The 23,529-nt window shown below is 60.8% G+C and carries 22 protein-coding genes; 14 read left to right on the top strand and 8 right to left on the bottom strand.

The window, feature by feature from the left end:
* Positions 1-63: 63 nt before the first annotated feature.
* Complete coding sequence (locus tag ABWL43_RS27725) at positions 64-816, bottom strand: DUF2059 domain-containing protein (RefSeq protein WP_106575734.1); 753 nt, start codon at positions 814-816, stop codon at positions 64-66.
* A gap of 131 nt (positions 817-947) precedes the next feature.
* On the opposite strand from ABWL43_RS27725, the gene ABWL43_RS27720 reads away from it, so the two are divergent.
* Together ABWL43_RS27720 and ABWL43_RS27715 are read left to right on the top strand one after the other, a co-directional pair.
* A complete protein-coding gene (locus ABWL43_RS27720; RefSeq protein WP_145158572.1) occupies positions 948-1,580 on the top strand; it encodes a 2OG-Fe(II) oxygenase in 633 nt (210 codons plus the stop codon).
* Positions 1,581-1,582: 2 nt separating this feature from the next.
* Positions 1,583-2,065 (top strand): DUF523 domain-containing protein, encoded by a 483-nt coding sequence (locus tag ABWL43_RS27715; protein ID WP_404485759.1) that lies wholly within the window; start codon positions 1,583-1,585, stop codon positions 2,063-2,065.
* A 114-nt stretch (positions 2,066-2,179) separates the two neighbouring features.
* Here the strand turns inward: ABWL43_RS27715 and ABWL43_RS27710 are convergent, their stop codons facing one another.
* The gene (locus ABWL43_RS27710; protein ID WP_404485756.1) at positions 2,180-2,674 is read right to left on the bottom strand and encodes a transporter substrate-binding domain-containing protein; all 495 of its coding nucleotides are present in this window, start codon (positions 2,672-2,674) and stop codon (positions 2,180-2,182) included.
* A 134-nt stretch (positions 2,675-2,808) separates the two neighbouring features.
* Here ABWL43_RS27710 and ABWL43_RS27705 point away from each other — a divergent pair, with 134 nt between their 5' ends.
* On the top strand, positions 2,809-3,249 hold the full coding sequence (locus tag ABWL43_RS27705) for a DUF4399 domain-containing protein (protein ID WP_106575730.1): 441 nt from the start codon (positions 2,809-2,811) through the stop codon (positions 3,247-3,249).
* A gap of 63 nt (positions 3,250-3,312) precedes the next feature.
* On the opposite strand, the gene serA is transcribed toward ABWL43_RS27705, so the two are convergent.
* The gene (gene serA, locus ABWL43_RS27700; protein WP_010167810.1) at positions 3,313-4,542 is read right to left on the bottom strand and encodes a phosphoglycerate dehydrogenase; all 1,230 of its coding nucleotides are present in this window, start codon (positions 4,540-4,542) and stop codon (positions 3,313-3,315) included.
* A 205-nt stretch (positions 4,543-4,747) separates the two neighbouring features.
* On the opposite strand from serA, the gene ABWL43_RS27695 reads away from it, so the two are divergent.
* The 4 genes from ABWL43_RS27695 (at position 4,748) to ABWL43_RS27680 (ending at position 9,021) form a co-directional block, all read left to right on the top strand.
* Positions 4,748-6,142 carry an FAD-binding oxidoreductase gene (locus tag ABWL43_RS27695; protein WP_145157839.1) on the top strand — a complete coding sequence of 465 codons (1,395 nt, stop codon included), beginning with the start codon at positions 4,748-4,750 and terminating at the stop codon, positions 6,140-6,142.
* A gap of 22 nt (positions 6,143-6,164) precedes the next feature.
* Positions 6,165-6,830, top strand: coding sequence for a fumarylacetoacetate hydrolase family protein (locus tag ABWL43_RS27690; protein WP_404485753.1), 666 nt, complete (start codon positions 6,165-6,167; stop codon positions 6,828-6,830).
* Between the two features lie 238 nt (positions 6,831-7,068).
* Positions 7,069-7,992, top strand: a complete 924-nt coding sequence (locus ABWL43_RS27685) for an SdiA-regulated domain-containing protein (RefSeq protein WP_242199792.1) — start codon at positions 7,069-7,071, stop codon at positions 7,990-7,992.
* A gap of 120 nt (positions 7,993-8,112) precedes the next feature.
* Positions 8,113-9,021: an SdiA-regulated domain-containing protein gene (locus tag ABWL43_RS27680; protein WP_404485750.1), complete on the top strand. Its 909-nt coding sequence runs from the start codon at positions 8,113-8,115 to the stop codon at positions 9,019-9,021.
* Here the strand turns inward: ABWL43_RS27680 and ABWL43_RS27675 are convergent, their stop codons facing one another.
* Positions 9,022-10,968: an autotransporter domain-containing protein gene (locus tag ABWL43_RS27675; protein ID WP_404485747.1), complete on the bottom strand. Its 1,947-nt coding sequence runs from the start codon at positions 10,966-10,968 to the stop codon at positions 9,022-9,024.
* Between the two features lie 367 nt (positions 10,969-11,335).
* Complete coding sequence (rpiA, locus tag ABWL43_RS27670) at positions 11,336-12,007, bottom strand: ribose-5-phosphate isomerase RpiA (protein ID WP_138813421.1); 672 nt, start codon at positions 12,005-12,007, stop codon at positions 11,336-11,338.
* 137 nt (positions 12,008-12,144) lie between these two features.
* On the opposite strand from rpiA, the gene ilvA reads away from it, so the two are divergent.
* Positions 12,145-13,659, top strand: coding sequence for a threonine ammonia-lyase, biosynthetic (gene ilvA, locus ABWL43_RS27665; protein WP_145157825.1), 1,515 nt, complete (start codon positions 12,145-12,147; stop codon positions 13,657-13,659).
* A 40-nt stretch (positions 13,660-13,699) separates the two neighbouring features.
* The gene (locus ABWL43_RS27660; protein WP_242199795.1) at positions 13,700-14,113 is read left to right on the top strand and encodes a DUF2269 family protein; all 414 of its coding nucleotides are present in this window, start codon (positions 13,700-13,702) and stop codon (positions 14,111-14,113) included.
* Between the two features lie 111 nt (positions 14,114-14,224).
* On the opposite strand, the gene ABWL43_RS27655 is transcribed toward ABWL43_RS27660, so the two are convergent.
* Complete coding sequence (locus tag ABWL43_RS27655; protein ID WP_145157820.1) at positions 14,225-14,881, bottom strand: HAD family phosphatase; 657 nt, start codon at positions 14,879-14,881, stop codon at positions 14,225-14,227.
* Positions 14,882-15,024: 143 nt separating this feature from the next.
* Here ABWL43_RS27655 and ABWL43_RS27650 point away from each other — a divergent pair, with 143 nt between their 5' ends.
* Together ABWL43_RS27650 and ptsP are read left to right on the top strand one after the other, a co-directional pair.
* Positions 15,025-15,504 carry an RNA pyrophosphohydrolase gene (locus ABWL43_RS27650; RefSeq protein WP_003176750.1) on the top strand — a complete coding sequence of 160 codons (480 nt, stop codon included), beginning with the start codon at positions 15,025-15,027 and terminating at the stop codon, positions 15,502-15,504.
* A 22-nt stretch (positions 15,505-15,526) separates the two neighbouring features.
* Entirely contained in the window at positions 15,527-17,806 is a 2,280-nt protein-coding gene (ptsP, locus tag ABWL43_RS27645) for a phosphoenolpyruvate--protein phosphotransferase (protein WP_145157818.1), read from the top strand.
* A gap of 100 nt (positions 17,807-17,906) precedes the next feature.
* Here ptsP and ABWL43_RS27640 read toward each other — a convergent pair whose 3' ends face one another.
* Complete coding sequence (locus tag ABWL43_RS27640; RefSeq protein WP_262206609.1) at positions 17,907-18,653, bottom strand: NRDE family protein; 747 nt, start codon at positions 18,651-18,653, stop codon at positions 17,907-17,909.
* Positions 18,654-18,867: 214 nt separating this feature from the next.
* Between ABWL43_RS27640 and lgt the strand changes: the two genes are divergently transcribed.
* Both lgt and ABWL43_RS27630 read left to right on the top strand, forming a co-directional pair.
* Positions 18,868-19,680 carry a prolipoprotein diacylglyceryl transferase gene (lgt, locus tag ABWL43_RS27635; protein WP_056857664.1) on the top strand — a complete coding sequence of 271 codons (813 nt, stop codon included), beginning with the start codon at positions 18,868-18,870 and terminating at the stop codon, positions 19,678-19,680.
* A gap of 54 nt (positions 19,681-19,734) precedes the next feature.
* Positions 19,735-20,568, top strand: coding sequence for a thymidylate synthase (locus ABWL43_RS27630; protein WP_106575719.1), 834 nt, complete (start codon positions 19,735-19,737; stop codon positions 20,566-20,568).
* A 138-nt stretch (positions 20,569-20,706) separates the two neighbouring features.
* Here ABWL43_RS27630 and cadR read toward each other — a convergent pair whose 3' ends face one another.
* Complete coding sequence (gene cadR / locus ABWL43_RS27625) at positions 20,707-21,156, bottom strand: Cd(II)/Pb(II)-responsive transcriptional regulator (protein ID WP_145157813.1); 450 nt, start codon at positions 21,154-21,156, stop codon at positions 20,707-20,709.
* An 85-nt stretch (positions 21,157-21,241) separates the two neighbouring features.
* On the opposite strand from cadR, the gene ABWL43_RS27620 reads away from it, so the two are divergent.
* On the top strand, positions 21,242-23,524 hold the full coding sequence (locus tag ABWL43_RS27620; RefSeq protein WP_404485741.1) for a heavy metal translocating P-type ATPase: 2,283 nt from the start codon (positions 21,242-21,244) through the stop codon (positions 23,522-23,524).
* The last annotated feature ends 5 nt before the right edge of the window (positions 23,525-23,529 follow it).

Below are 23,529 nucleotides of genomic sequence, written 5' to 3'. Positions count from 1 at the left end.
CTGTCAGTTAGCCTTTGAGGTGCTGTCCCACCGCTATCGCAGGCAAGCCAGCTCCCACAGTTTTTACTGCGACAGGCTTGAGGTGCTCTGGCCGACGGCAAGCCCTGCGCGAATGGCTGCCAACGCCGCCTTGTAATACGCCCGACCTTCCGGCGACTCGGCAAACGTGGCGAATTCTTCCAGTTCCGGGTCAGACAAATCCCGATAGACGTACAGCAACGTATTGTTCAGGTCGTTGCCGATCTGCTGCATCAGCCGCTCACGCTGCCCATTCAACATGCCCTGAGCCTGCCCACCGCCCAACAAACCCGGAATCATCTGGCTCAAGCTGTCGGCGGCCACACCGGCAATCGCCAGGCTGACTTCCGCACCGGCTTCACGGGCAGGCAGCGCCTGGGCCAGGTGGCCGATGATCAGGCTGCGAGTGGCATCGGCTTCGATGTGCGGCAGGCCTTGGGCGTTTTTCGCCAACTGGTCGCGGCGCGTGGCCAGCAACTCGGCGGCGACAATCTTGCGGCCCAATGGTGATTGAAAAAACGCCAGGGCGGGCTTCGGGTCCGCCAGGTTCTTGCGCAATTGCGCCTCGGCACGCTGGTCCACGGCCTGGGCAGCAAAGCGTTTATTGCTGTTGTCCACCAGTGCCTGGTACACCGCCGGCGGCAGGCTGTTGCGGTAGCGTTGCTGAGCGGCACTCAGAGCGTCATTGAAATGCGCACGCTGTTCGGCCCAGCCGGCGACCTTGTACAACTGGTCATGGCCGTCTGCCCAAGCGGGCAAAACGCAGAACATCAGCACGGAAAAAAACAAACGACGCATATGGACTCCTGTCAGTCGGCCACTATTGTCCGTGTCGGGCGTAGGATTTGTCGAGAAATCCTATCGGTCACCTGACTAAAGTGTATTCAGACGCTCGGCGGCTCTGTCGGATTCACAGGCGTATGGATACTATGCGCGCCATGCAAATACCCCTCGATCATCCCCTGCTGCAACGCATTGTCGACGACCTGGCTGAAAAAGGCTGGTCGCAGCAGAACGGCTTCCTGCCCCAGGCTCTGACCCTGGAACTGGCGGCTGAGTGCCGTAAACGTGCGGCTGAGGGGGAATTGGCACCCGCAGCCGTAGGGCGCGGGCCGGCCCAGGAGATTCGCGAGGGTATTCGCGGTGACCGTATCCAATGGTTGGAAGAGGGTGATGCAGCGGTCTGCGAGACCTACATGGGCGTGATGGACAGCCTGCGGTCGGCCATGAACCGCGGGCTGTTCCTGGGCCTGGAAGATTTCGAAAGCCACTTTGCGATGTACCCCCCGGGTGCGTTTTACCTCAAGCACCTGGACCGCTTTCGCGATGATGACCGGCGCATGGTCTCGGCAGTGGTCTACTTGAACGACGCCTGGCTGCCCGAACATGGCGGCCAGCTGCGCATGTACCTCAAGGGCGGCGTCGAATACGACGTGGTGCCCACCGGCGGTAGCCTGGTGGTGTTCCTGTCCGGGGAGGTGCCCCACGAAGTCCTGCCCGCCACGCGCGAACGCCTGTCCCTGACCGGCTGGTTTCGCCGGCGGGGTAACGAGCCGTTTTAAACATGGAAAAGATTCTGATCAGTCGCTGCCTGCTCGGGCACAAAGTGCGCTACGACGGCGGCGCCAGTGGCCCGTTCGATCAATTGGCGGCGTGGCAGGCTGAAGGCCGTGTGGTGGCGATCTGCCCGGAGGTCTCGGGCGGTTTGCCGACGCCCCGGCCCTCTGCCGAAATCCCGGGCGGGCAGGGCATCGATGTGTGGGAGGGCCGTGCCCAGGTGCTGACCGCTGAAGGTGAAGACTTCAGCGCCGCCTTTCTCGATGGCGCCCGCCAAGCCCTGGCGCTGGTGCAACGCCACAATATCCGCGTCGCCATTCTCAAGGCCAATAGCCCGTCCTGCGGCAACGTGCTGACCTATGACGGCACGTTCACTGGCGTAAAGGTCAGCGGCGAAGGCGTGACGGCGGCGTTGCTCAAGCGCCACGGCGTGTTGGTGTTCAGTGAGCTGGAGCTGCCTGAGGCGGCTGCGGCCTTGGCCCAACGCTAAACCCTCCCTTGAATCAACATGTGGGAGCGGGCTTGCTCGCGAAGGCGGTGCGTCAGTCACCGTTTCTGGTACTGACACTCCGTCTTCGCGGGCAAGCCCGCTCCCACAATTGATCTAGGGTGTCTTGAGGACCGGTGTGTCGCCTTCAAACCACTTCTGCGTCAGCGCCTTCAAGCGACCATCCGCTTTCACCTGCTGCAACGCCTTGTCCAGGCTGTTTTTGAACGCCGGGTTGCCCTTTTGGAAGGGAATGGTCAGCTCAGGTGTTTCCTTATAAGGATCGCTGAAGTCGAAACGATCCTGCAGCTCGGCAGTCATAGCGATATGGTTGATGGCTACGTCGTACTTGCCGGTTTCAACGCCTGGCAGCAGGTCGGCGTCATCGGTGGTGATGAATGAGGGGCGCACATCCATTTCCTTCGCCAGCTGCTCGCCCAGTTCCACTTCAAAGCCGGTGAGCTTGTCGCCGTCCTTGAAGTTGAACGGCGGCGTGTTGGCCTCCAGGGCGATGCGCAGTTCGCCACGATCAAACACATCATCAATCAATTCGGCGTGAGCCAAAGGGCTCAGAAGGGGCAGCAAAAGTACAAGGCCAGGCGAAAAGCGCATGGTCGCTCCTGATGAATTCGTCTACGCGAGGGGCCGTTCAGCATCGCTTTGCTATGGTGTTGAGTGCCTTGGACAGCAATTTGTCGCGAAGTTGTCATAACCCTACAGATTTCATAGAAAAACTGGAGAAGCGAATGAAAGCCTTTTTGTCCCGTGCCACCCTGGCCAGCGTTCTGCTGGGTGCTTCGATGTTGGCTACCGCTGCTGACGGTATCCCACGCAGCGCGCCGCCTGAAGGCGCCAAAGTCTTTATCGTGTCGCCAAAAGACGGCGCCACTGTCGATAAAACCTTCACCGTCAAATTCGGCATGGAAGGCCTGAAACTGGCCCCGGCCACCAGCCAGGACCCAGGCACTGGCCACCACCACCTGCTGATCGACCAGAAAGAGCTGCCTGACGCCAGCGTGCCGATCCCGGCCACCGACACCGTGATCCACTACGGCAAGGCCCAGACCGAAACCGAGCTGACCCTCACCCCTGGCAAGCACACCTTGCAGCTGGTAGCCGGCGACAAACTGCACATGCAGTTCAACCCGACTGTAGCCTCGAAAGTCATCACGGTTAACGTCAAGTAAGATTTGTTCAGATGTGAAAAAGGGAGCCCCGAGGGGCTCCCTTTTTTGTGCTGCGTTGAAACCTTAGAACAACACGCGGCTACGAATCGTGCCGTTGATGTGCTGCAGCTTCTCTTGCGCCAGGTCCGAGTACTCGGCGTCGACGTCGATGACCACGTAGCCGACTTTCTCGTTGGTCTGCAGGAACTGACCGGAGATGTTGATGCCGTTTTCTGCGAAGACCTTGTTGATCTCCATCATCACGCCAGGGATGTTCTGGTGGATGTGCAGCAGACGGTGCTTGCCAGGGTGAGCCGGCAGCGCCACTTCCGGGAAGTTGACCGAAGACACCGAGGTACCGTTGTCGCTGTACTTGACCAGTTTCTCCGACACTTCCAGGCCGATGTTGGCTTGGGCTTCAGCGGTGGAACCGCCGATGTGCGGGGTCAGGATCACGTTGTCCAGGCCACGCAGCGGGCTTTCGAAGATGTCGTCGTTGGAGCGTGGCTCCACCGGGAACACGTCGATCGCGGCGCCGATCAGGTGCTTGTCCTTGATCGCGTCAGCCAGGGCGTCCAGCTCAACCACGGTGCCACGTGCTGCGTTGATCAGGATGCCGCCTTTCTTGATGGCGCGGATTTCCTTCTCGCCGATCATCCACTGGGTCTCAGCGGTTTCCGGTACGTGCAGGGTGACGATGTCGGACATGCCCAGCAGCTCGGTCAGGCTCGACACTTGAGTGGCGTTGCCCAGCGGCAGCTTGGTCAGGGTGTCGTAGAAGAACACCTGCATGCCCAGGCCTTCGGCCAGAACCGACAACTGCGTGCCGATCGAGCCATAGCCGACGATACCCAGCTTCTTGCCGCGGATTTCGAAGGAGTTGGCCGCGCTTTTGATCCAGCCGCCACGGTGGCAGGAAGCGTTCTTCTCAGGGATGCCGCGCAGCAACAGGATGGCCTCGGCCAATACCAGCTCCGCAACGGAACGGGTGTTGGAGTACGGTGCGTTGAACACCGCGATGCCGCGCTCGCGCGCTGCGTTGAGGTCGACCTGGTTGGTGCCGATGCAGAAACAGCCGACAGCCACGAGTTTCTTGGCGTGGTCGAAGATCTCTTCGGTCAGCTGAGTGCGGGAGCGAATGCCGATAAAGTGCGCGTCGGCGATCTTTTCCTTTAACTGGGCTTCCGGCAGAGAACTGGTGATGTACTCAATGCTGGAGTACCCAGCGGCCTTCAGTACGTCGACAGCCGATGGGTGGACGCCTTCCAGAAGAAGGAACTTGATCTTGCTCTTATCGAGAGAAGTCTTGCTCATCTGCGTAAACCTGTATCCCGGAGAAAAATGGCAGGGAATCGAGCAGCGCAAGCTGACCCGGACGGCAGGAAAGCCGTCACCGCAGAAACGCCCTTGGGCTCTGTCCTGCGGGGGCGGTATGCTAGCATACGTGCCCCGCTAAACACCCATTCCTGCGACGTGAAGCGTTCTCAGGATGACCATGAATTGTTCGAGAGTTCTGTCGATGACCCATCCTGCCCTGATTGATGAGCTGAAGACCCTGGTTGAGCCTGGCAAAGTGCTGACCGATGCAGACTCCCTGGAGGCTTACGGCAAGGATTGGACCAAGCACTTCGCACCCGCGCCTAGCGCCATTGTGTTCCCCAAGACCACCGAGCAAGTGCAAGCCATCGTGCGTTGGGCCAACGAACACAAGGTTGCGCTGGTGCCTTCCGGCGGCCGCACTGGCCTGTCGGCTGCGGCGGTGGCGGCGAATGGCGAAGTGGTGGTGTCGTTCGACTACATGAACCAGATTCTCGAAGTGAACCTCACCGACCGCACCGCCGTGTGCCAGCCGGGTGTGGTCACTAAGCAATTGCAGAACGTCGCTGAAGAAAAAGGTCTTTATTACCCGGTGGACTTCGCGTCGTCCGGTTCGAGCCAGATTGGCGGCAATATCGGCACCAATGCCGGCGGGATCAAGGTCATTCGCTACGGCATGACCCGTAACTGGGTGGCCGGCATGAAAGTGGTCACCGGCAAGGGTGATGTGCTGGAACTGAACCGCGACCTGATCAAGAACGCCACCGGCTACGACATGCGCCAGCTGTTTATCGGCGCTGAAGGCACTTTGGGCTTTGTGGTTGAAGCCACCATGCGCCTGGACCGTGCGCCGAAAAACCTCACCGCCATGGTGCTCGGTACCACGGATTTCGACTCGATCATGCCGGTGCTGCACGCGTTCCAGAGCAAGCTGGACCTGACCGCCTTCGAATTCTTCTCCGACAAAGCCTTGGCCAAGGTCATGGGCCGTGGCGACGTGCCGGCACCGTTCGAAACCGACTGCCCGTTCTACGCGCTGCTGGAATTCGAAGCCACCACCGAAGAAGTCGCCAACCACGCCCTGGAAACCTTTGAGCATTGCGTCGAGCAAGGCTGGGTACTGGACGGCGTGATGAGCCAGAGCGAAACCCAACTGCACAACCTGTGGAAGCTGCGCGAGTACATCTCCGAGACCATTTCCCACTGGACGCCCTACAAGAACGACATCTCGGTGACTGTCTCCAAAGTGCCGGCGTTTTTGAAAGAAATCGACGCGATCGTCGGCGAACACTATCCCGACTTCGAAATCGTCTGGTTCGGCCATATTGGCGACGGCAACCTGCACCTGAACATCCTCAAGCCGGAAAACCTGAGCAAGGACGAGTTCTTCGCCAAGTGCGCCACCGTCAACAAGTGGGTGTTCGAAACCGTCGAGAAGTACAACGGCTCGATCTCCGCCGAACACGGCGTGGGCATGACCAAGCGTGATTACCTGACATACAGCCGCTCGCCGGTTGAAATCGAATACATGAAGGCAGTCAAAGCGGTGTTCGACCCTAACGGGATCATGAACCCTGGCAAGATCTTCGCTGTTTAATCGCCCCTGTAGGAGTCGTTTCATGAGCTACCAGCACAAGTACGTCGACGGCACCAACATCCACTTTCCCCTGGGCAAAGTGGTGTGCATCGGGCGTAACTACGCCGAACATGCCAAGGAACTGGACAACCCAGTGCCCACCGAACCGTTGCTGTTCATCAAGCCGGGTAGCTGCGTGGTCGCGCTGGAAGGCGGTTTCGCCATCCCGACCGACCGCGGTTCGGTGCACTACGAGGCGGAAATCGCGGTGTTGATCGGCAAGCCCCTGTCGAACAAACCCAGCCGTGAAGAAGTACTCGACGCCATTTCCGGCTTCGCGCCGGCCCTGGATTTGACCTTGCGCGACAAACAGGCCGAGCTGAAAGCCAAAGGCCTGCCCTGGGAAATCGCCAAGTCGTTCGATGGCGCGGCGGTGATTGCACCGTTCGTGGTGGGCAGCACGTTCCCGGACGTGACCGATATCGGTATTCGCCTGACCATCAATGGCGAAGTGCGCCAGGACGGCAACAGCTCGCAGATGCTCAACCCGATTATCCCGATGATCCAGCACATGGCTGGCTGCTTCTCGCTGCAGGCCGGTGACGTGATTCTCACCGGCACGCCGGCCGGTGTGGGGCCGCTGAATGTGGGGGATGAGCTGGTGCTGGAGTTGACGGGTGTGAGCCGTTTCGAAAGCAGCGTTCGCTAAAGACGGCATGCCTTCAAATGTGGGAGCTGGCTTGCCTGCGATAGCATCACCTCAGTGTCACTGACACACCGAGGTGCCTGCATCGCAGGCAAGCCAGCTCCCACATTGGTCTGAGTGGTCCGAAACATCTGGCTTTTGCATTTTTTTCACACACCATCCGGATAATCCACAGCCTCCTGCGCGCGGGCCCGCTGATCCTGTGCTATCACCTAACGCTGACTTTCCGGAAAAGCGCTCAATGGCCGTGACTTTGCCCTCCGCTGCACCCAAGCCCCGTTCCCGTTTTGCCCTGCGCTGGTATTCCTGGCTGTTCCTCGCCGGGGCGATTGTGTATGGCGTTGCCTGGCTCATGCATTGGGATGATCGTGGCGTGCTGTGGGTGGCGGAACGCTTTGAAACGCCGGCTGAGCAGCAGGCCAGCGTCTGGCTGCCGGACTACCATGCGGTCATCGACGGCAAGTTGCTGCCCGGCATGGAGAAGGATGAGGCTTCGGATCTTTCCTACAATCCGCAGACCAAAACCCTGTTTTCCGTGATGGGCAAAAACCCGTTCCTGGTTGAGTTGAGCCTGCAAGGCGATGTGCTGCGCAAGATGCCACTCAACGGCTGGAACAACCCGGAAGGCCTGACGATGATGGAGAACGGCTTGATGGCCATTGTCGATGAGCGCATGCACACGCTCACCGTGGTGAAAGTCGATGCCGGCACCCAGCAACTGAATATCGCTGACTTCAAGAGCTACGACCTGGGCCCGTCCAAGGATCAGAACAAAGCCTTCGAAGGCATCACCTGGGACAAGCGCAATCAACAGCTCGTGCTGGGCGAGGAGCGCCCACCGGCGCTGTTCACCTGGAAAAGCGATGGCACCACGCTGACGGGTGACAAGCAAAAAGTTGCCAGCACCGAGCTGGACATGCGCAACCTTTCGGCCCTTGCCGTCGATCCGCGTACCGGCCACTTGCTGGCATTGTCGGCCGACTCCCACCTGTTGCTGGAGCTGGATGAAAAGGGCGAGCAAGTCAGCTTCATGACCTTGCTCGGCGGCTTCAACGGCCTCAAACGCACCATTCCGCGTGCCGAAGGCGTGACCATGGACGAGAGCGGCACGTTGTACATGGTCAGTGAGCCGAACCTCTTCTACCGTTTCGAGAAACAGAAATAACCCGCGATTACGTCGGACATTTCCCCAATAGCGGCATTCGCCAGACATCCGGCAGCGTTTAAGTTTAAATTCAGACAGGCGTGATATTCATTCGCCACTTTTTGACTTCGAGCTGCCCTGATGCGTCGATTCGCCCGCCCCAAACCCGCGTTTTTTACTGTGCTGCTGATCGCCCTGGTGGCCGCCGGTGTGGTTGCACAGCAATTGCGTCTGTTCGAGCGCGCTTGGTTTAACTGGCAGGCCTGGCGCCAGCCTGCCGATGAGCGCTCCATCGGCCTGGCCGATTATCGCGTCAGCCTGGAAGCCAAGGTGATCGAAGGCCTCGACGATGATGTTTCGGCCCTCACCTATGACCCGGTGCGCAAAAGCCTGTTTACCGTCACCAATAAAAACGCCGAGCTGGTCGAACTGTCCCTGGACGGCAAGATTTTGCGGCGCATTCCACTGGTGGGCTTTGGCGATGCCGAAGCGGTGGAGTTCATCAGCGACAACATCTACGTGATCAGCGATGAGCGTCAGCAGCGGCTGATCAAAGTGCACGTGAACGACGACACCCAGTTCCTCGACGCCGCCGACGCGGAGCAGATGACATTGGGCGTACACATGGGCGGCAACAAGGGTTTCGAGGGCCTGGCCTACGACTCGGTCGGCAAGCGCCTGTTTGTGGCCAAGGAACGTGACCCGATGCTGATTTACGAGGTGCACGGTTTCCCTCATTTCAAGCCGGAAAAAACCTACTCGGTGCACGTCATCAACAACCCCAAGCGCGATGCCGGACTGTTTGTGCGCGATTTGTCGAGCTTGCAATACGACGAGCGCAGCGGCCATCTGCTGGCGCTGTCGGATGAGTCGTTTCTGGTGCTGGAGCTGGACATCGACGGTCGCCCGCTAAGCAGCCTTTCTCTGCTTAACGGGCGCCATGGCCTGCAAAAACGTGTGCCTCAGGCCGAGGGCATCGCCATGGACGACGAAGGCAGCTTGTACCTGGTCAGCGAGCCCAACCTGTTTTACGTGTTCAAGAAACCCTGATCAAAACATCCACTGCACACCCAGCGAATAGCCGGTCTGGCTGCCTTCGGCATGCCCCAGGCGGCTGTTTACCTCGGCGTAAACGCCCAGCTGCGGGGTGATCTCCAGCTGGCTGCCGACTTGGGCGCGGCCAAAGCTTTTGTCCACGGCACCCAGTTTGGCGGTGCGCGCCCGGCCGTCGGCGTGGGCGGTCAATTGCAGGTCGTCGAGACGCCCGTCAGCCAATTCCTTGACCCAGGCGATGTCGCCGTAAGGCAGCAGGCTCAAGCCATAGGGCAGGGCGACGGCACCGCGTACGCGCCAACCGAGGCTGGCTTCCAGGGAGTCGAAGGATTGCTCCTGGTACTCAAGTGCCGTGCGCAGGTTCTGTTTCTCGTGGAATTTATCGATGCGCGCGTGACTGTAATCCAGACCGGCAAACGGCCCACTCTTGACCGCGCCGAAGTCGAAGTCGTAGCCGCCCAGGACGCGCGCGCCCAAGGACAGAGCGTCGGTGTTGCCGCTCAGTTGCTGATTGAGCAAGATCGGGCCGCCATTGGCCTGGATCAACAGGTTGCGCTTGGAATCAAAGCGTGTACGACCGACGCTCAGGTCGCCGGCCAGCCAGCTCGGCCCGCCGTCGTTGAGCAAGGCGTAGACCGCCGCCTGCCAGGTGTCGCTGTCGAGTTTGCCGCGGTGTTCGAGGGTGTCGCGCCCGTTGAGGTAGCTCAGGCTGGCGCCGATGTTCAGGCTGGACGTGAGTTGGTAGTCGCCCAGCGCATGCACGCCCAGGCGCCGCGCCTCGGGGTTGAGCGGGCTGTCGAAGCCGCTGTCCGGGCTGTATTCGCCGTCCACGCCAATTTCGCCATCAAAGCTGCCGGCCTCGCGGCTGGCGGACTGCAAGGTCAGCCAGCGCCGATCATGCAGCCGCACCATGGCCTGGTGCTGGCGCTGCAAATTGTCTTGCATGTTGCGCGCAACGGCGCCGCCCGAGGCGGTCGAGGCCATCAGGTCGGCGTTGGTCAACTCCAGTACCAGGCGGCTGAGCAGGCGCGAATAGTCGCGCAGGCGCTGGTCGATGCGCGCCTGGCCGAAGGCATCGGTGAGCACGGCTTTGTTGTCCTCGGCCGGGTCATGCCAGGTGGAGCCACCCGGAATTTTCGGGTTGTTGGTCTGGGTGTAGCCGTCCAGGTCGCCCAGCTCCCAGTTGGTGGCTTCGATATACAGAATCGGGATGTTCAGCGGCTCGAACGGCTCGCCATCGCTGCAACAGCCGGTGCCCTTGGGGTATTGCGGGTCCAGGCCAGGGTTGGTGAACAGTGGGATGTTCAATTCCTTGGCGATCTGGAATGTGTGTTCACGCAGCGAGGCCAGGGCGGGGTTGGCCGTGCTGTTCTGGCCAGCGTGGGCGTACATCATGTCGCCGGTGATCAGGCTGTCGAGGTTGATCATCGCCAGCATGTTCGCGCGCTGGCTGGCGCTGAGTGAGTCGACAAATGCCTTGGAGCCGCGCAGGCCTTCTTCTTCGGCGCCGAAGCCGACGATTTGCAGGCCGTTTTCCAGTTGTAGGCCGCCCAGGTTCTTCGCCACTTCGGTCAGCACGCTGGCGCCGGAGCCATTGTCGTCCAGGCCTTGCAGGGTCGGGCGGCCGAAGTAGGTGTCAAAATGCGCGCCAATCACCACGTATTGCGCCGTAGTGCCGGCGGCGTAGGCCACCACGTTTTGCGAGGCGCGAGTGCCGTTGTTCCAGGTGAAGTTCTGGCGACTGAGGCTGTAGGCCGAGCCCATCTGGCTTTGCATCCAATCTGCTGCGCCGGCGAAATTGGCGGTGCCGCGATACCGGCCGGGGTAATCGTTGATCAGCTTTTCCAGGGTGGTGTTGGCGTGCTGGCCGTAATCGTAGGCCTGGGTATGTGTCGACAGCAGGCTGCCGACCACGCTGATCGCGAGGGCTAGGGGCTTTATCACAAGGTCGTCCTTGAGGTGATGGGGAAGGTCAAGCCCAGACCCATTGCACAATGCGCGCCTCATTCCTTGAGCGACTGCAAAGTGGCGCATTGTTAAACGCGTGGGTCGCCTGGCTGTAATTTGTAACTGATTTGATACTGAGGAAGGTGCGACATGCCTTGGGGTTGCGCACGATTTTGGCGAGAGGATGCAGCGAAAAGTAGCATTCTTGTTACATAAATATCGAGGTCAGCACATAGCAAATGTGGGAGCGGGCTTGCTCGCGAAGACGGTGTGTCAGGCAACTGATCCAGCGACTGACACACCGCATTCGCGAGCAAGCCCGCTCCCACACAAACCCGGCTCCCACAGGGGGGGTCGCGGTTTTTTAAGCCTTCAGGGTTTTCACGCCTTCAGAGGTGCCCAGCAGCAACACATCAGCCGGACGCGCGGCGAACAACCCATTGGTTACCACGCCGACGATCGCATTGATCTGCGTCTCCAGCTGCACCGGGTTGGTGATCTGCATGTTGAACACATCAATGATGATGTTGCCGTTGTCGGTCAACACGCCTTCGCGGTACACCGGGTCGCCGCCCAGCTTGACCAGCTCGCGGGCCACGTGGCTGCGGGCCATCGGGATCACTTCCACCGGCAGCGGGAATGCGCCGAGTACCGGGACCAGCTTGCTGGCGTCCGCGATGCAGATAAAGGTCTTGGCCACGGCCGCGACGATCTTCTCGCGGGTCAGGGCGGCGCCGCCGCCTTTGATCAGGTTCAGGTGTTCGTCGCTTTCATCGGCGCCGTCGACATAGAACTCCAGGTCGCTCACGGTGTTGAGCTCGTACACCGGAATGCCATGGCCCTTGAGGCGTGCGGCGGTGGCTTCGGAGCTGGCCACGGCGCCGTCGAACGCACCTTTGTGCTGGGCCAGCGCATCGATAAAGCAGTTGGCGGTGGAGCCGGTGCCGACACCGACGATGCTCTTGTCGTCGAGTTTAGGAAGGATTAAATCGACGGCGGCCTGGGCCACTGCCTGTTTGAGTTGATCCTGGGTCATGCGGGCTCCGGAACGGGCGGGGAGTTATCGAGGGCGGCGAGTATAACCCAACAAAACCTCGGGATTCGTGTGGTCGCCCGGCCAAAAGCCGGGTTAGACTCCTTGGCCCTGCCCAACCTGCTCAGTGATTCCCGCCGATGCTTGAACAGTACGTCAAAAAGATCCTCACCTCGCGCGTCTATGACGTTGCCGTAGAAACCCCTTTGCAGACCGCCCGCCAGCTCTCCGAGCGGCTGGGCAACAAGGTCTGGCTCAAGCGTGAAGACTTGCAGCCGGTGTTCTCGTTCAAGATTCGCGGCGCCTACAACAAGTTGACCCAACTGAGCAGCGAGGAACGTGCGCGCGGCGTGGTCACCGCGTCTGCCGGCAACCACGCCCAGGGCCTGGCCCTGGCGGCCAAGGTGCTGGGGGTCAAGGCCACCATCGTGATGCCCAAGACCACCCCGGAAATCAAAGTTGAAGGCGTGCGTTCGCGTGGCGGCAAAGTGGTGCTGCACGGCGATTCCTTCCCGGAAGCCCTGGCCTACTCGCTCAAACTGGTCGACGAAAAAGGCTACGTCTACATTCACCCCTACGATGATCCGCACACCATTGCCGGGCAGGGCACCGTGGCGATGGAGATTCTGCGTCAGCACCCTGGGCCGCTGGACGCGATTTTCGTACCGGTGGGCGGCGGCGGGCTGATCGCCGGTATTGCGGCGTACGTGAAATACCTGCGCCCTGAAATCAAGATCATCGGTGTCGAGCCGGATGACTCCAACTGCCTGCAGGCTGCCATGGCGGCGGGCGAGCGTGTGGTGCTGCCAACCGTCGGCATCTTCGCCGATGGCGTGGCGGTGGCGCAGATCGGCCAGCACACCTTCGACATCTGCAAAGACTATGTGGACGAAGTGATCACCGTCAGCACCGATGAAATCTGCGCGGCGATCAAGGACATCTACGACGACACGCGCTCCATCACCGAGCCTGCTGGCGCGCTTGGCGTGGCGGGTATCAAGAAATACGTGGAAACGCGGGGCATCACCGGGCAAACCCTGGTGGCCATCGACTCCGGCGCCAACGTCAACTTCGACCGCCTGCGCCACGTGGCCGAACGCGCCGAGCTGGGTGAAGGCCGCGAAGCCATCATCGCGGTGACCATTCCCGAGCAACCGGGCAGCTTCAAGGCGTTCTGCGAGGCCGTGGGCAAGCGCCAGATCACCGAATTCAACTACCGCTACCACTCCGGCCGCGAGGCGCACATCTTCGTCGGCGTACAGACGCACCCGGAAAACGACCCGCGCAGCGCGCTGATCGCCAGCCTCACCAGTCAGGGTTTCCCGGTGCTGGACCTGACCGAGAACGAACTGGCCAAGTTGCATATCCGCCACATGGTCGGCGGGCACGCGGCCAAAGTCAGCGATGAGCTGGTGTTCCGTTTCGAGTTCCCGGAGCGTCCGGGCGCGCTGTTCAACTTTCTTAACAAACTGGGCGGGCGCTGGAACATCTCGATGTTCCACTACCGCAACCACGGCGCGGCCGATGGCCGTGTGGTCGCAGGCCTGCAAGTGCCGGCGGACGAGCGCCATCTGGTGCCGGCGGCCTTGGCGCAAATCGGCTACCCGTACTGGGATGAAAGCGAAAACCCGGCCTACCAGCTGTTCCTCGGTTAAGCGACTACGCTGACTGAGCGGCCTTCAAGGAATCAAGACCATGGAAACGCTGACCACCCTCAAGGTGATCCACATCACCGCCACTGTGTTACTGCTGCTCAGCGGCCTGGGCCTTGCGGTACTGGCCTGGCGCAAACGCAGCGTCGGTCCGACCGCTACCGTGCAACGTCCGTGGGCGTTTGTGTGGTTGCTGATGGGGGTGTGCATGGTCAGCATGCCGTTTACCGGCTGGTGGCTGGTGCATATGACCGGCTGGCCGCTGGGGCAAACCTGGATTCTGGGCTCCAGCATCCTCTACACCGTGGCGGCGCTGGCCTGGTTCTGGCTGGTGGCGCGGCTTAATCGCCTGCGTAAAGGCGAGGGCGGTAGCCTGAATTTCACGTTGGTGCTGGCGGTGGTCAGCCTGGTGGGGTTTGTGGCGATTGCCGGGTTGATGGGTGCCAAGCCGGTTTAAGGCTTGAGACCGCGTCGGCTGCATCGGGGGCAAGCCCCCTCCCACACTCGACCGCATTCCAAAGGATCTACTCGGTTAAATGTGGGAGGGGGCTTGCCCCCGATAGGGCCATCAGCTACGCAGCGTAATCACCGGCCAGCCACGCTTCTGGGCCTCAGCCCGCAAATTCGGGTCCGGATCCACCGCCACCGGGTGGGTCACTTGCTCCAGCAACGGCAAATCGTTCATCGAGTCGCTGTAGAAGTAGCTGTCTTCCAGGCTGTACCCGGTTTCTTCCAGCCAACGATTCAGGCGCGTCACCTTGCCTTCACGGAAGCACGGCACATCGGTGCTGCGCCCGGTGTAGCGGCCATTTTCCATCTCGCATTCAGTGGCGATCAGGGTTTCAACGCCCAGGCGTGCGGCAATCGGCGCGGTGACGAAGCGGTTGGTGGCGGTGATGATCACCAGCTTATCGCCCGCAGCGCGGTGTTTGGCCAGCAGTTCCACGGCCTTGGGCAGCATGATCGGCTCGATGCAGTCGCGCATGTAATCGTTGTGCCATTCGTTCAACTGGGCCATCTCGGTGCGGCCGAGGATTTCCAGGCAAAAATTCAGGTACTCGGCGTTATCCAGCGTGCCGGCCAGGTAGTCCTGGTAGAACTCGTCGTTGCGGGCCTTGTAGGCCACCGCGTCGAGAATCCCGCGTTCGCAGAGGTAATCGCCCCAGGCGTGATCGCTGTCACCGCCCAGAAGCGTGTTGTCCAAGTCGAATAAAGCCAGGCGCATTGCAGTTACTCGCTGAAAAGTCTGTAAAAAGGCGTCCAGAATACGGTCTTTTCACAAGAGTGCACATAAGGTAAGAAGCCTCGTTGCCGCTGGAACAACCTTTGTGGAACAATGCGGCGACATGCGTTTGCGAGGTTGTTGCCGTGATCGACCCCGATGGTTTCCGTCCTAATGTCGGGATTATTCTTACGAATGATGCCGGACAGGTGCTATGGGCTCGCCGAATCAACCAAGATGCCTGGCAGTTTCCTCAAGGTGGAATCAACCCCGACGAAACCCCTGAAGACGCCTTGTACCGTGAGTTGAATGAAGAAGTCGGCCTTGAGCGCGAAGATGTGCAAATTCTGGCCTGTACCCGTGGCTGGTTGCGCTATCGTTTGCCGCAACGCCTGGTGCGTACCCACAGCCAACCGCTGTGCATCGGCCAGAAGCAGAAATGGTTTCTCCTGCGCCTGATCTCCAACGAGCAGCGGGTGCGGATGGATTTGACCGGTAAACCGGAGTTCGATGGCTGGCGTTGGGTCAGCTATTGGTACCCGTTGGGCCAGGTGGTGACATTCAAGCGCGAGGTTTATCGTCGCGCTCTCAAAGAGCTTGCCCCGCGCCTTTTAGCGCGCGACTGACGACGGAGTTCGACCCCGAGCCATGCTCAATACGCTGCGCAAGATCGTCCAGGAAGTTAACTCCGCCAAGGATCTCAAGGCGGCGTTGGGGATTATTGTGTTGCGCGTCAAGGAAGCCATGGGCAGCCAGGTCTGCTCGGTTTACCTGCTGGACCCCGAGACCAACCGTTTTGTGCTGATGGCCACCGAGGGCCTGAACAAGCGCTCCATCGGCAAGGTCAGCATGGCGCCCAATGAAGGTCTGGTGGGCTTGGTGGGGACGCGTGAAGAACCCCTGAACCTCGAAAACGCGGCCGATCACCCGCGTTACCGCTACTTTGCCGAAACCGGCGAAGAGCGCTACGCCTCGTTCCTCGGCGCACCGATCATTCACCACCGCCGCGTTGTCGGCGTGTTGGTCATCCAGCAAAAAGAGCGTCGCCAGTTCGACGAAGGTGAAGAAGCCTTCCTCGTGACTATGAGCGCGCAGCTTGCCGGGGTTATTGCCCACGCCGAGGCGACGGGCTCGATTCGCGGCCTGGGCCGTCAGGGCAAGGGCATCCAGGAAGCCAAGTTCGTCGGCGTGCCGGGTTCGCCGGGTGCTGCCGTTGGTACGGCGGTGGTCATGCTGCCACCGGCCGACCTCGATGTGGTGCCGGACAAGACCGTCCACGACATCGACGCCGAAATCAAACTGTTCAAGACCGCCCTGGAAGGCGTGCGCGCCGACATGCGCAACCTGTCGACCAAGCTGGCCACGCAACTGCGTCCCGAAGAGCGCGCGCTGTTCGACGTGTACCAGATGATGCTCGACGACGCGTCGCTGGGTAATGAAGTCAAAACCGTGATCAAGACCGGCCAGTGGGCCCAGGGCGCGCTGCGCCAAGTGGTCACCGATCACGTCAACCGTTTCGAGTTGATGGACGACGCTTACCTGCGCGAGCGTGCCTCGGATGTGCGTGACCTTGGTCGCCGTCTGTTGGCCTACCTGCAGGAAGACCGCACCACCAACCTGGTCTACCCCGACAACACCATCCTGATCAGTGAAGAGCTGACCGCCACCATGCTCGGCGAAGTGCCGGAAGGCAAACTGGTGGGCCTGGTTTCGGTGCTGGGTTCGGGTAACTCCCACGTCGCGATCCTGGCCCGGGCCATGGGCATTCCGACGGTCATGGGCCTGGTGGACCTGCCGTATTCCAAGGTCGACGGCATCGACATGATCGTCGATGGCCATCGCGGCGAAGTCTTCACCAACCCCAGCGAGCTTTTGCGCAAGCAATATGCCGAGGTGGTGGAAGAAGAGAAACAACTGGCGCTGGGCCTGGATTCGCTGCGCGAACTGCCGTGCGTGACCCTTGACGGCCACCGCGTGCCGCTGCTGGTCAACACCGGCCTGCTCGCCGATGTGGCCCGCGCGCAACAGCGCGGCGCCGAAGGGGTAGGGCTGTACCGCACCGAAGTGCCGTTCATGATCAACCAACGGTTCCCGAGCGAGAAGGAGCAGCTGGCGATTTATCGCGAGCAACTGCAAGCCTTCCACCCGTTGCCGGTGACGATGCGCAGCCTGGACATCGGCGGCGATAAGTCACTGTCCTACTTCCCGATCAAGGAGGACAACCCCTTCCTTGGCTGGCGCGGCATTCGCGTGACCCTCGACCACCCTGAAATTTTCCTCGTACAGACCCGCGCCATGCTCAAGGCCAGCGAAGGCCTGAACAACCTGCGCATCCTGTTGCCGATGATCTCCGGCACCCATGAGCTGGAAGAGGCTCTGCATTTGATTCACCGCGCCTGGGGCGAAGTCCGTGACGAGGGCGCCGACGTGCCGATGCCGCCGATTGGCGTGATGATCGAAATTCCAGCGGCGGTGTACCAGGCTAAAGAGCTGGCGCGGCAGGTGGACTTCCTTTCGGTCGGCTCCAACGACTTGACCCAATACCTGCTCGCTGTGGACCGCAACAACCCGCGGGTGGCCGACCTCTACGACTACCTGCACCCAGCCGTGCTGCAAGCCCTGCAACACGTGGTGCGCGACGCCCATGCCGAAGGCAAGCCGGTGAGCATCTGCGGTGAAATGGCCGGCGACCCGGCCGCAGCGGTGCTGTTGATGGCGATGGGCTTTGACAGCCTGTCGATGAACGCCACCAACTTGCCGAAGGTGAAGTGGATGCTGCGCCAGGTGAACCTGAACATGGCCAAGGAATTGCTCGCCGAGCTGATGACCATCGACAACCCGCAAGTTATCCACAGCTCGCTGCAGTTGGCGCTGAAGAACCTGGGGCTGACGCGGATGATCAACCCGGCTTCTGCAAAAACCCTCTAAACCGAGGGGCCGCCATCGCGGGCAAGCCCGGCTCCCACAGGGGAATGCATTCCACACTGTGGGAGCTGGCTTGCCTGCGATGAGGCCGGCCCAAGCACCGCTAAATCCTGAGTTCCACCTCGCCCAGCCTGCCACCCAGCGGCCCAAAGCTGCGCTCGACCATCTGCCGCGTCCCGTCGGCATTCACAATCAATGCCGTGCTCGCCCGCGTCCCATAACTGGGGCTGGCGATGAACACGCTCGACAGCAGACTTTCGGTCGCCAACCCCACGCCGGTGTCCGGCAAGTCGGCAAACGGCGCGGTTTGCGGGTCGCTCAAGATGTCCAGCAAAGCCTCCGGCTGCGGGTTTTCCAGTAATTCGCTAAACGCCGCCTTGGCCTTGAGCAGCTTCGGCCATGGCGTATCCAGCCCGGCGTTGGACAACCCATAAACCCCGGCCTTCAGTTGTGTCGGTGCAGTCTCATTGGCGTTGTAATGCCACAGTTCGTTCTGCGTGCCCACTAACAGGTTAAATCCGGCATATTCAATCGAACGGCCGTTAACGTCGGCTAAGTAGTCGTCAATTGACAGAGAACCGGCGAGGAATCGCGCCACAAGCTCCCCGCGCGACTTACGTGACGGCGGCTGGTGCGGGTCGCGGATATTGGTCAGGGCCGCAAAACGCCCCTCGGCGTTCACCCCAAGCCAGGTGCCACCTGCTTCCTGGTCGCGGCCGGCGTAAATGTGCGGCGCATCCGGCCATTGGGCCAGCGGCAGGCTGGGGCGGGCGTAGAACTCATCACGGTTGGCCGCGACGATCAGCGGCTGGGCGTGGCCCGGCCGCCAGGCGAAAACTATCAGGCACATCAGGCGATCCCTTTTGTGTTTTCCCTCACTCTACCCACACAACGGCGGGCGTTCCATCGTATCGAAGTTGGGCCGCACGCCTTCCATCCGTTAACATGCGTGGCTATTGGGCGCGTGTGAACTTCTTAATTTGAAATAGCGGCTGTAACGCAGGCTTAATCGCACACCGGCATGGTCCGGTGCGTCATGACTAATGATTTAACGAGGAGTCGCAATGCTGCCTTACCCGCAGATCAACCCGGTGGCCGTGGCTATCGGTCCGCTGCAAATCCATTGGTACGGGTTGATGTACCTGATCGGCATCGGCGGTGCCTGGCTGCTGGCTTCCCGGCGCCTGAACCGTTTCGACCCGACCTGGACCAAGGAGAAGCTCTCCGACATGGTGTTCTGGATGTCGATGGGCGTAATCGTCGGCGGGCGGCTCGGGTATGTGCTGTTTTACGACCTGCCAGCCTATATCGCCAACCCGACGCTGATTTTCGAAGTGTGGAAGGGCGGCATGGCGTTCCACGGTGGGTTTGTCGGCGTGATGATCGCCGCGTGGTGGTTTGGCCGCCGCAACGGCAAGTCGTTCTTCCAGCTGATGGACTTCGTCGCGCCGTTCGTGCCGATTGGCCTGGGTGCCGGGCGTATCGGTAACTTCATCAACGCCGAGCTGTGGGGCAAGCCGACCGACGTGCCGTGGGCCATGGTGTTCCCGCCATTCAGCGACCCGGCGCAGTTGCCGCGCCATCCGTCGCAGCTCTACCAGTTCGCCCTGGAAGGTGTGGCACTGTTCCTGATTCTGTACATCTTCTCGCGCAAGCCACGCCCAACCATGGCCGTGTCGGGGATGTTCGCGCTGTTCTACGGGATCTTCCGCTTTATCGTCGAGTTCGTGCGCGTGCCGGATGCACAGCTGGGCTACCTGGCATGGGGCTGGTTGACCATGGGTCAGATTCTCAGCATGCCGATGATTCTGGCGGGCCTGGGCCTGCTGTGGTGGGCTTACAACCGTCCGCAGGGCATCAAGAACGCCGCGCTTTAAATTCGAATGCCGAGGCTTTTGCGTAGCCTCGGCTTCAACGATACGGGTAAAAACATGAAGCAATATCTCGAACTACTGAACGACGTCGTGACCAATGGATTGACCAAGGGCGATCGCACCGGCACCGGCACCAAGGCTGTGTTCGCCCGTCAGTATCGGCATAACTTGGCCGACGGCTTCCCGCTGCTGACCACCAAGAAGCTTCATTTCAAGAGCATCGCCAACGAACTGATCTGGATGTTGAGTGGCAACACCAACATCAAGTGGCTCAACGAAAACGGCGTGAAAATCTGGGACGAATGGGCCACCGAAGACGGCGACCTGGGCCCGGTGTACGGCGAGCAGTGGACCGCCTGGCCGACCAAGGACGGCGGCAAGATCAACCAGATCGACTACATGGTCGACACGTTGAAGAACAACCCCAACAGCCGTCGCATCCTGTTCCACGGCTGGAACGTCGAATACCTGCCGGACGAAACCAAGAGCCCGCAGGAAAACGCGCGCAACGGTAAGCAAGCGCTGCCGCCGTGCCACCTGCTGTACCAGGCGTTTGTGCATGACGGCCATCTGTCGATGCAGTTGTACATCCGCAGCTCCGACGTTTTCCTCGGCCTGCCGTACAACACCGCGGCGCTGGCGTTGCTCACCCACATGCTGGCCCAGCAATGCGACCTGATCCCGCACGAGATCATCGTCACCACTGGCGACACCCACGCGTACAGCAACCACATGGAACAGATCCGCACTCAGCTGGCACGCACGCCGAAAAAGCTGCCGGAACTGGTGATCAAGCGCAAACCTGCGTCGATCTACGACTATAAGTTCGAAGACTTTGAAATCGTCGGCTACGACGCCGACCCAAGCATCAAGGCTGACGTGGCTATTTAAAGACCGCCCTGGTCTTAAAGGATGGGCTTGTGTGGGAGGGGGCTTGCCCCCGATAGCAGTGGTTCAGTCACCCGGTTAGTGACTGACAGACTGCCAGGGGGCAAGCCCCCTCCCACATTAGAACCCTGTTCACTAGAGTTAATGGCCGTGGCTTCTGCCCACATGCGAAGGCTCCGCCTCGCTGGCTGCCACACTCCCGCTGACCTCCAGCCGCTGCAAAATCGCGCATTGATCCATTCCCGGCCCACCGCCGCAGCGTTGGCGCAGGTCCAGCAATTGCTCCTGTAACGCCAGCAGCCCATCGATCCGCGCTTTCACGTGGTGGATATGCTCATCAATCAACGCATTCACGCTTTCGCATTGGTCCTGAGGACTGTCGCGTAGGCCGAGCAGGCTGCGGATTTCTTCGAGGGTCATGTCCAGGCTGCGGCAGTTGCGGATAAAGATCAGCCGCTCGGTGTGCGCCTGGGTGTACACGCGGTAGTTGGCATCGGTGCGCGCCGGGGGCGGCAGCAAGCCTTCCTTCTCGTAATAACGGATGGTTTCCACCTGACAGTCGGTCAGTTTGGCCAATTCACCGATCTTCATCGCAGCAATCTCCAAATGGGTGCTTGACCCTATAGTGGCTACAGGGTCTTTACTTGGCAACAGGCACCTTTACGGACGCGACAGAATGAGCGACTCCATCCACACCCCAAAAAAGCATGATCACAAGCACGATCATGACCATGACCATAGCCACGACCACGGCGCCAAACTGACGCCGGTCAAAAAGCACGACCACGCCAGCCACGGCGACACTTGCTGCTCCAGCAAGGCAGCGCCCGCCGTGGTCACATTGAGCGAAGCGCCGACCGCCGGCTCGCACCTGAGCACCTTTCGCATCGAAGCCATGGACTGCCCCACCGAGCAGACGCTGATCCAGAACAAACTGGGCAAGCTCGCTGGCGTGCAGCAGCTGGAATTCAACCTGATCAACCGTATCCTCGGCGTCACCCATGACCTGCCGAGCACTGCGCCGATCATCGACGCGATCAAATCCATCGGCATGCAGGCCGACCCGATCGAAGAAGGCGCCCCCGCCGCCGCACCGCCGGCCAAGAAACACTGGTGGCCGCTGGCGCTGTCCGGCGTCGGTGCATTGGGCGCTGAAGTGCTGCATTTCACCGGCGTAGCCCCGACGTGGGTGATTGCACTGGTGGCGTTGGTGTCGATTCTCAGCGGCGGCCTCACCACCTACAAAAAAGGCTGGATCGCGCTCAAGAACCTCAATCTGAACATCAACGCGCTGATGAGCATCGCAGTCACCGGCGCGATCCTGATCGGCCAATGGCCGGAAGCAGCGATGGTGATGTTCCTGTTCACCGTCGCCGAGTTGATCGAGGCCAAGTCCCTGGACCGAGCGCGCAATGCCATCAGTGGCCTGATGCAGATGACCCCGGAACAAGCCACGGTGCAGCAAGCCGACGGTGGGTGGGTTGAACAAGAAGTCAAAAGCATCGAACTTGGCGCCATCGTGCGGGTCAAGCCCGGCGAGCGCATCGGCCTGGACGGTGAAGTCACCGCTGGCCAATCCACCATCGACCAAGCGCCGATCACCGGCGAAAGCCTGCCGATTGAAAAGGGCGTGGGCGATAAAGTCTTCGCCGGCACCATCAACCAGGCCGGTTCGCTGGAATACAAAGTCACCGCCGCCGCTAACAACTCAACGCTGGCGCGCATCATTCACGCCGTGGAACAGGCCCAAGGCGCTCGGGCGCCCACCCAGCGCTTTGTCGATACCTTCGCCAAGGTTTACACCCCGGCGGTGTTCTTGTTTGCCCTGGGTGTGGCGATTATCCCGCCACTGTTCATGGCGGGCGTCTGGTTCGACTGGATCTACCGCGCCCTGGTGCTGTTGGTAGTCGCGTGCCCCTGTGCATTGGTGATCTCCACCCCCGTGACCATCGTCAGCGGCCTGGCCGCGGCAGCGCGTAAAGGCATCCTGATCAAAGGCGGTGTGTACCTGGAAGGCGGTTACAAGCTCGACTACCTCGCCCTCGACAAAACCGGCACGATCACCCACGGCAAGCCGGTGCAAACCGATTACCTGGCGCTGTTTCCCAATCTCGAAGACAGTGCGCCGGCCCTGGCTGCCAGCCTGGCCGGGCGCTCCGACCACCCGGTGTCGCTGGCCATCGCCAATGCGGCTGTGGATAAAAACCTGCAGAGCCACGTTGTGGATAACTTCGAGGCCCTGGCCGGGCGTGGTGTGCGCGGCGATATCAACGGCGAAACCTATCACTTGGGTAACCACCGCCTGGTGGAAGACCTTGGCCTGTGTTCACCCGAGCTTGAAGAAAAGCTCTTCGCGCTGGAGAAACAAGGCAAGTCCGTGGTGTTGCTGCTCGACAAGTCCGGCCCGCTGGCGTTGTTCGCCGTGGCCGATACGGTCAAGGACAGCAGCCGCGAAGCCATCCAGCAACTGCACGACCTGGGCATCAAGACCCTGATGCTCACGGGCGACAACACCCACACCGCCCAGGCGATTGCGGCCCAGGTCGGCATCGACCAGGCCCAGGGCGACCTGTTGCCCACCGACAAACTGCAAGCCATCGAAACCCTCTACGGCCAAGGCCACCGCGTGGGCATGGTCGGCGACGGCATCAACGATGCCCCTGCGCTGGCCCGCGCCGAGATCGGTTTTGCCATGGCCGCCGCCGGTACCGACACCGCCATCGAGACCGCCGACGTGGCCTTGATGGACGATGATTTGCGCAAGATCCCGGCTTTCATTCGGCTCTCCCGGCAAACGTCGAGTATCCTCAAGCAGAACATCGCCCTGGCGCTGGTGATCAAGGCGATCTTCCTCGCAGTCACCTTCCTCGGCATGGCGACCATGTGGATGGCGGTGTTCGCCGACATGGGCGTCAGCCTGCTGGTGGTGTTCAATGGCCTGCGCCTGTTGCGCAAATAATTGAT

The sequence above is a fragment of the Pseudomonas sp. HT11 genome (genome assembly GCF_044875395.1).
Lineage (GTDB): Bacteria > Pseudomonadota > Gammaproteobacteria > Pseudomonadales > Pseudomonadaceae > Aquipseudomonas.
Note: the sequence above shows the minus strand (reverse complement) of the source record. Positions and strands in the feature narration are given on the sequence as shown.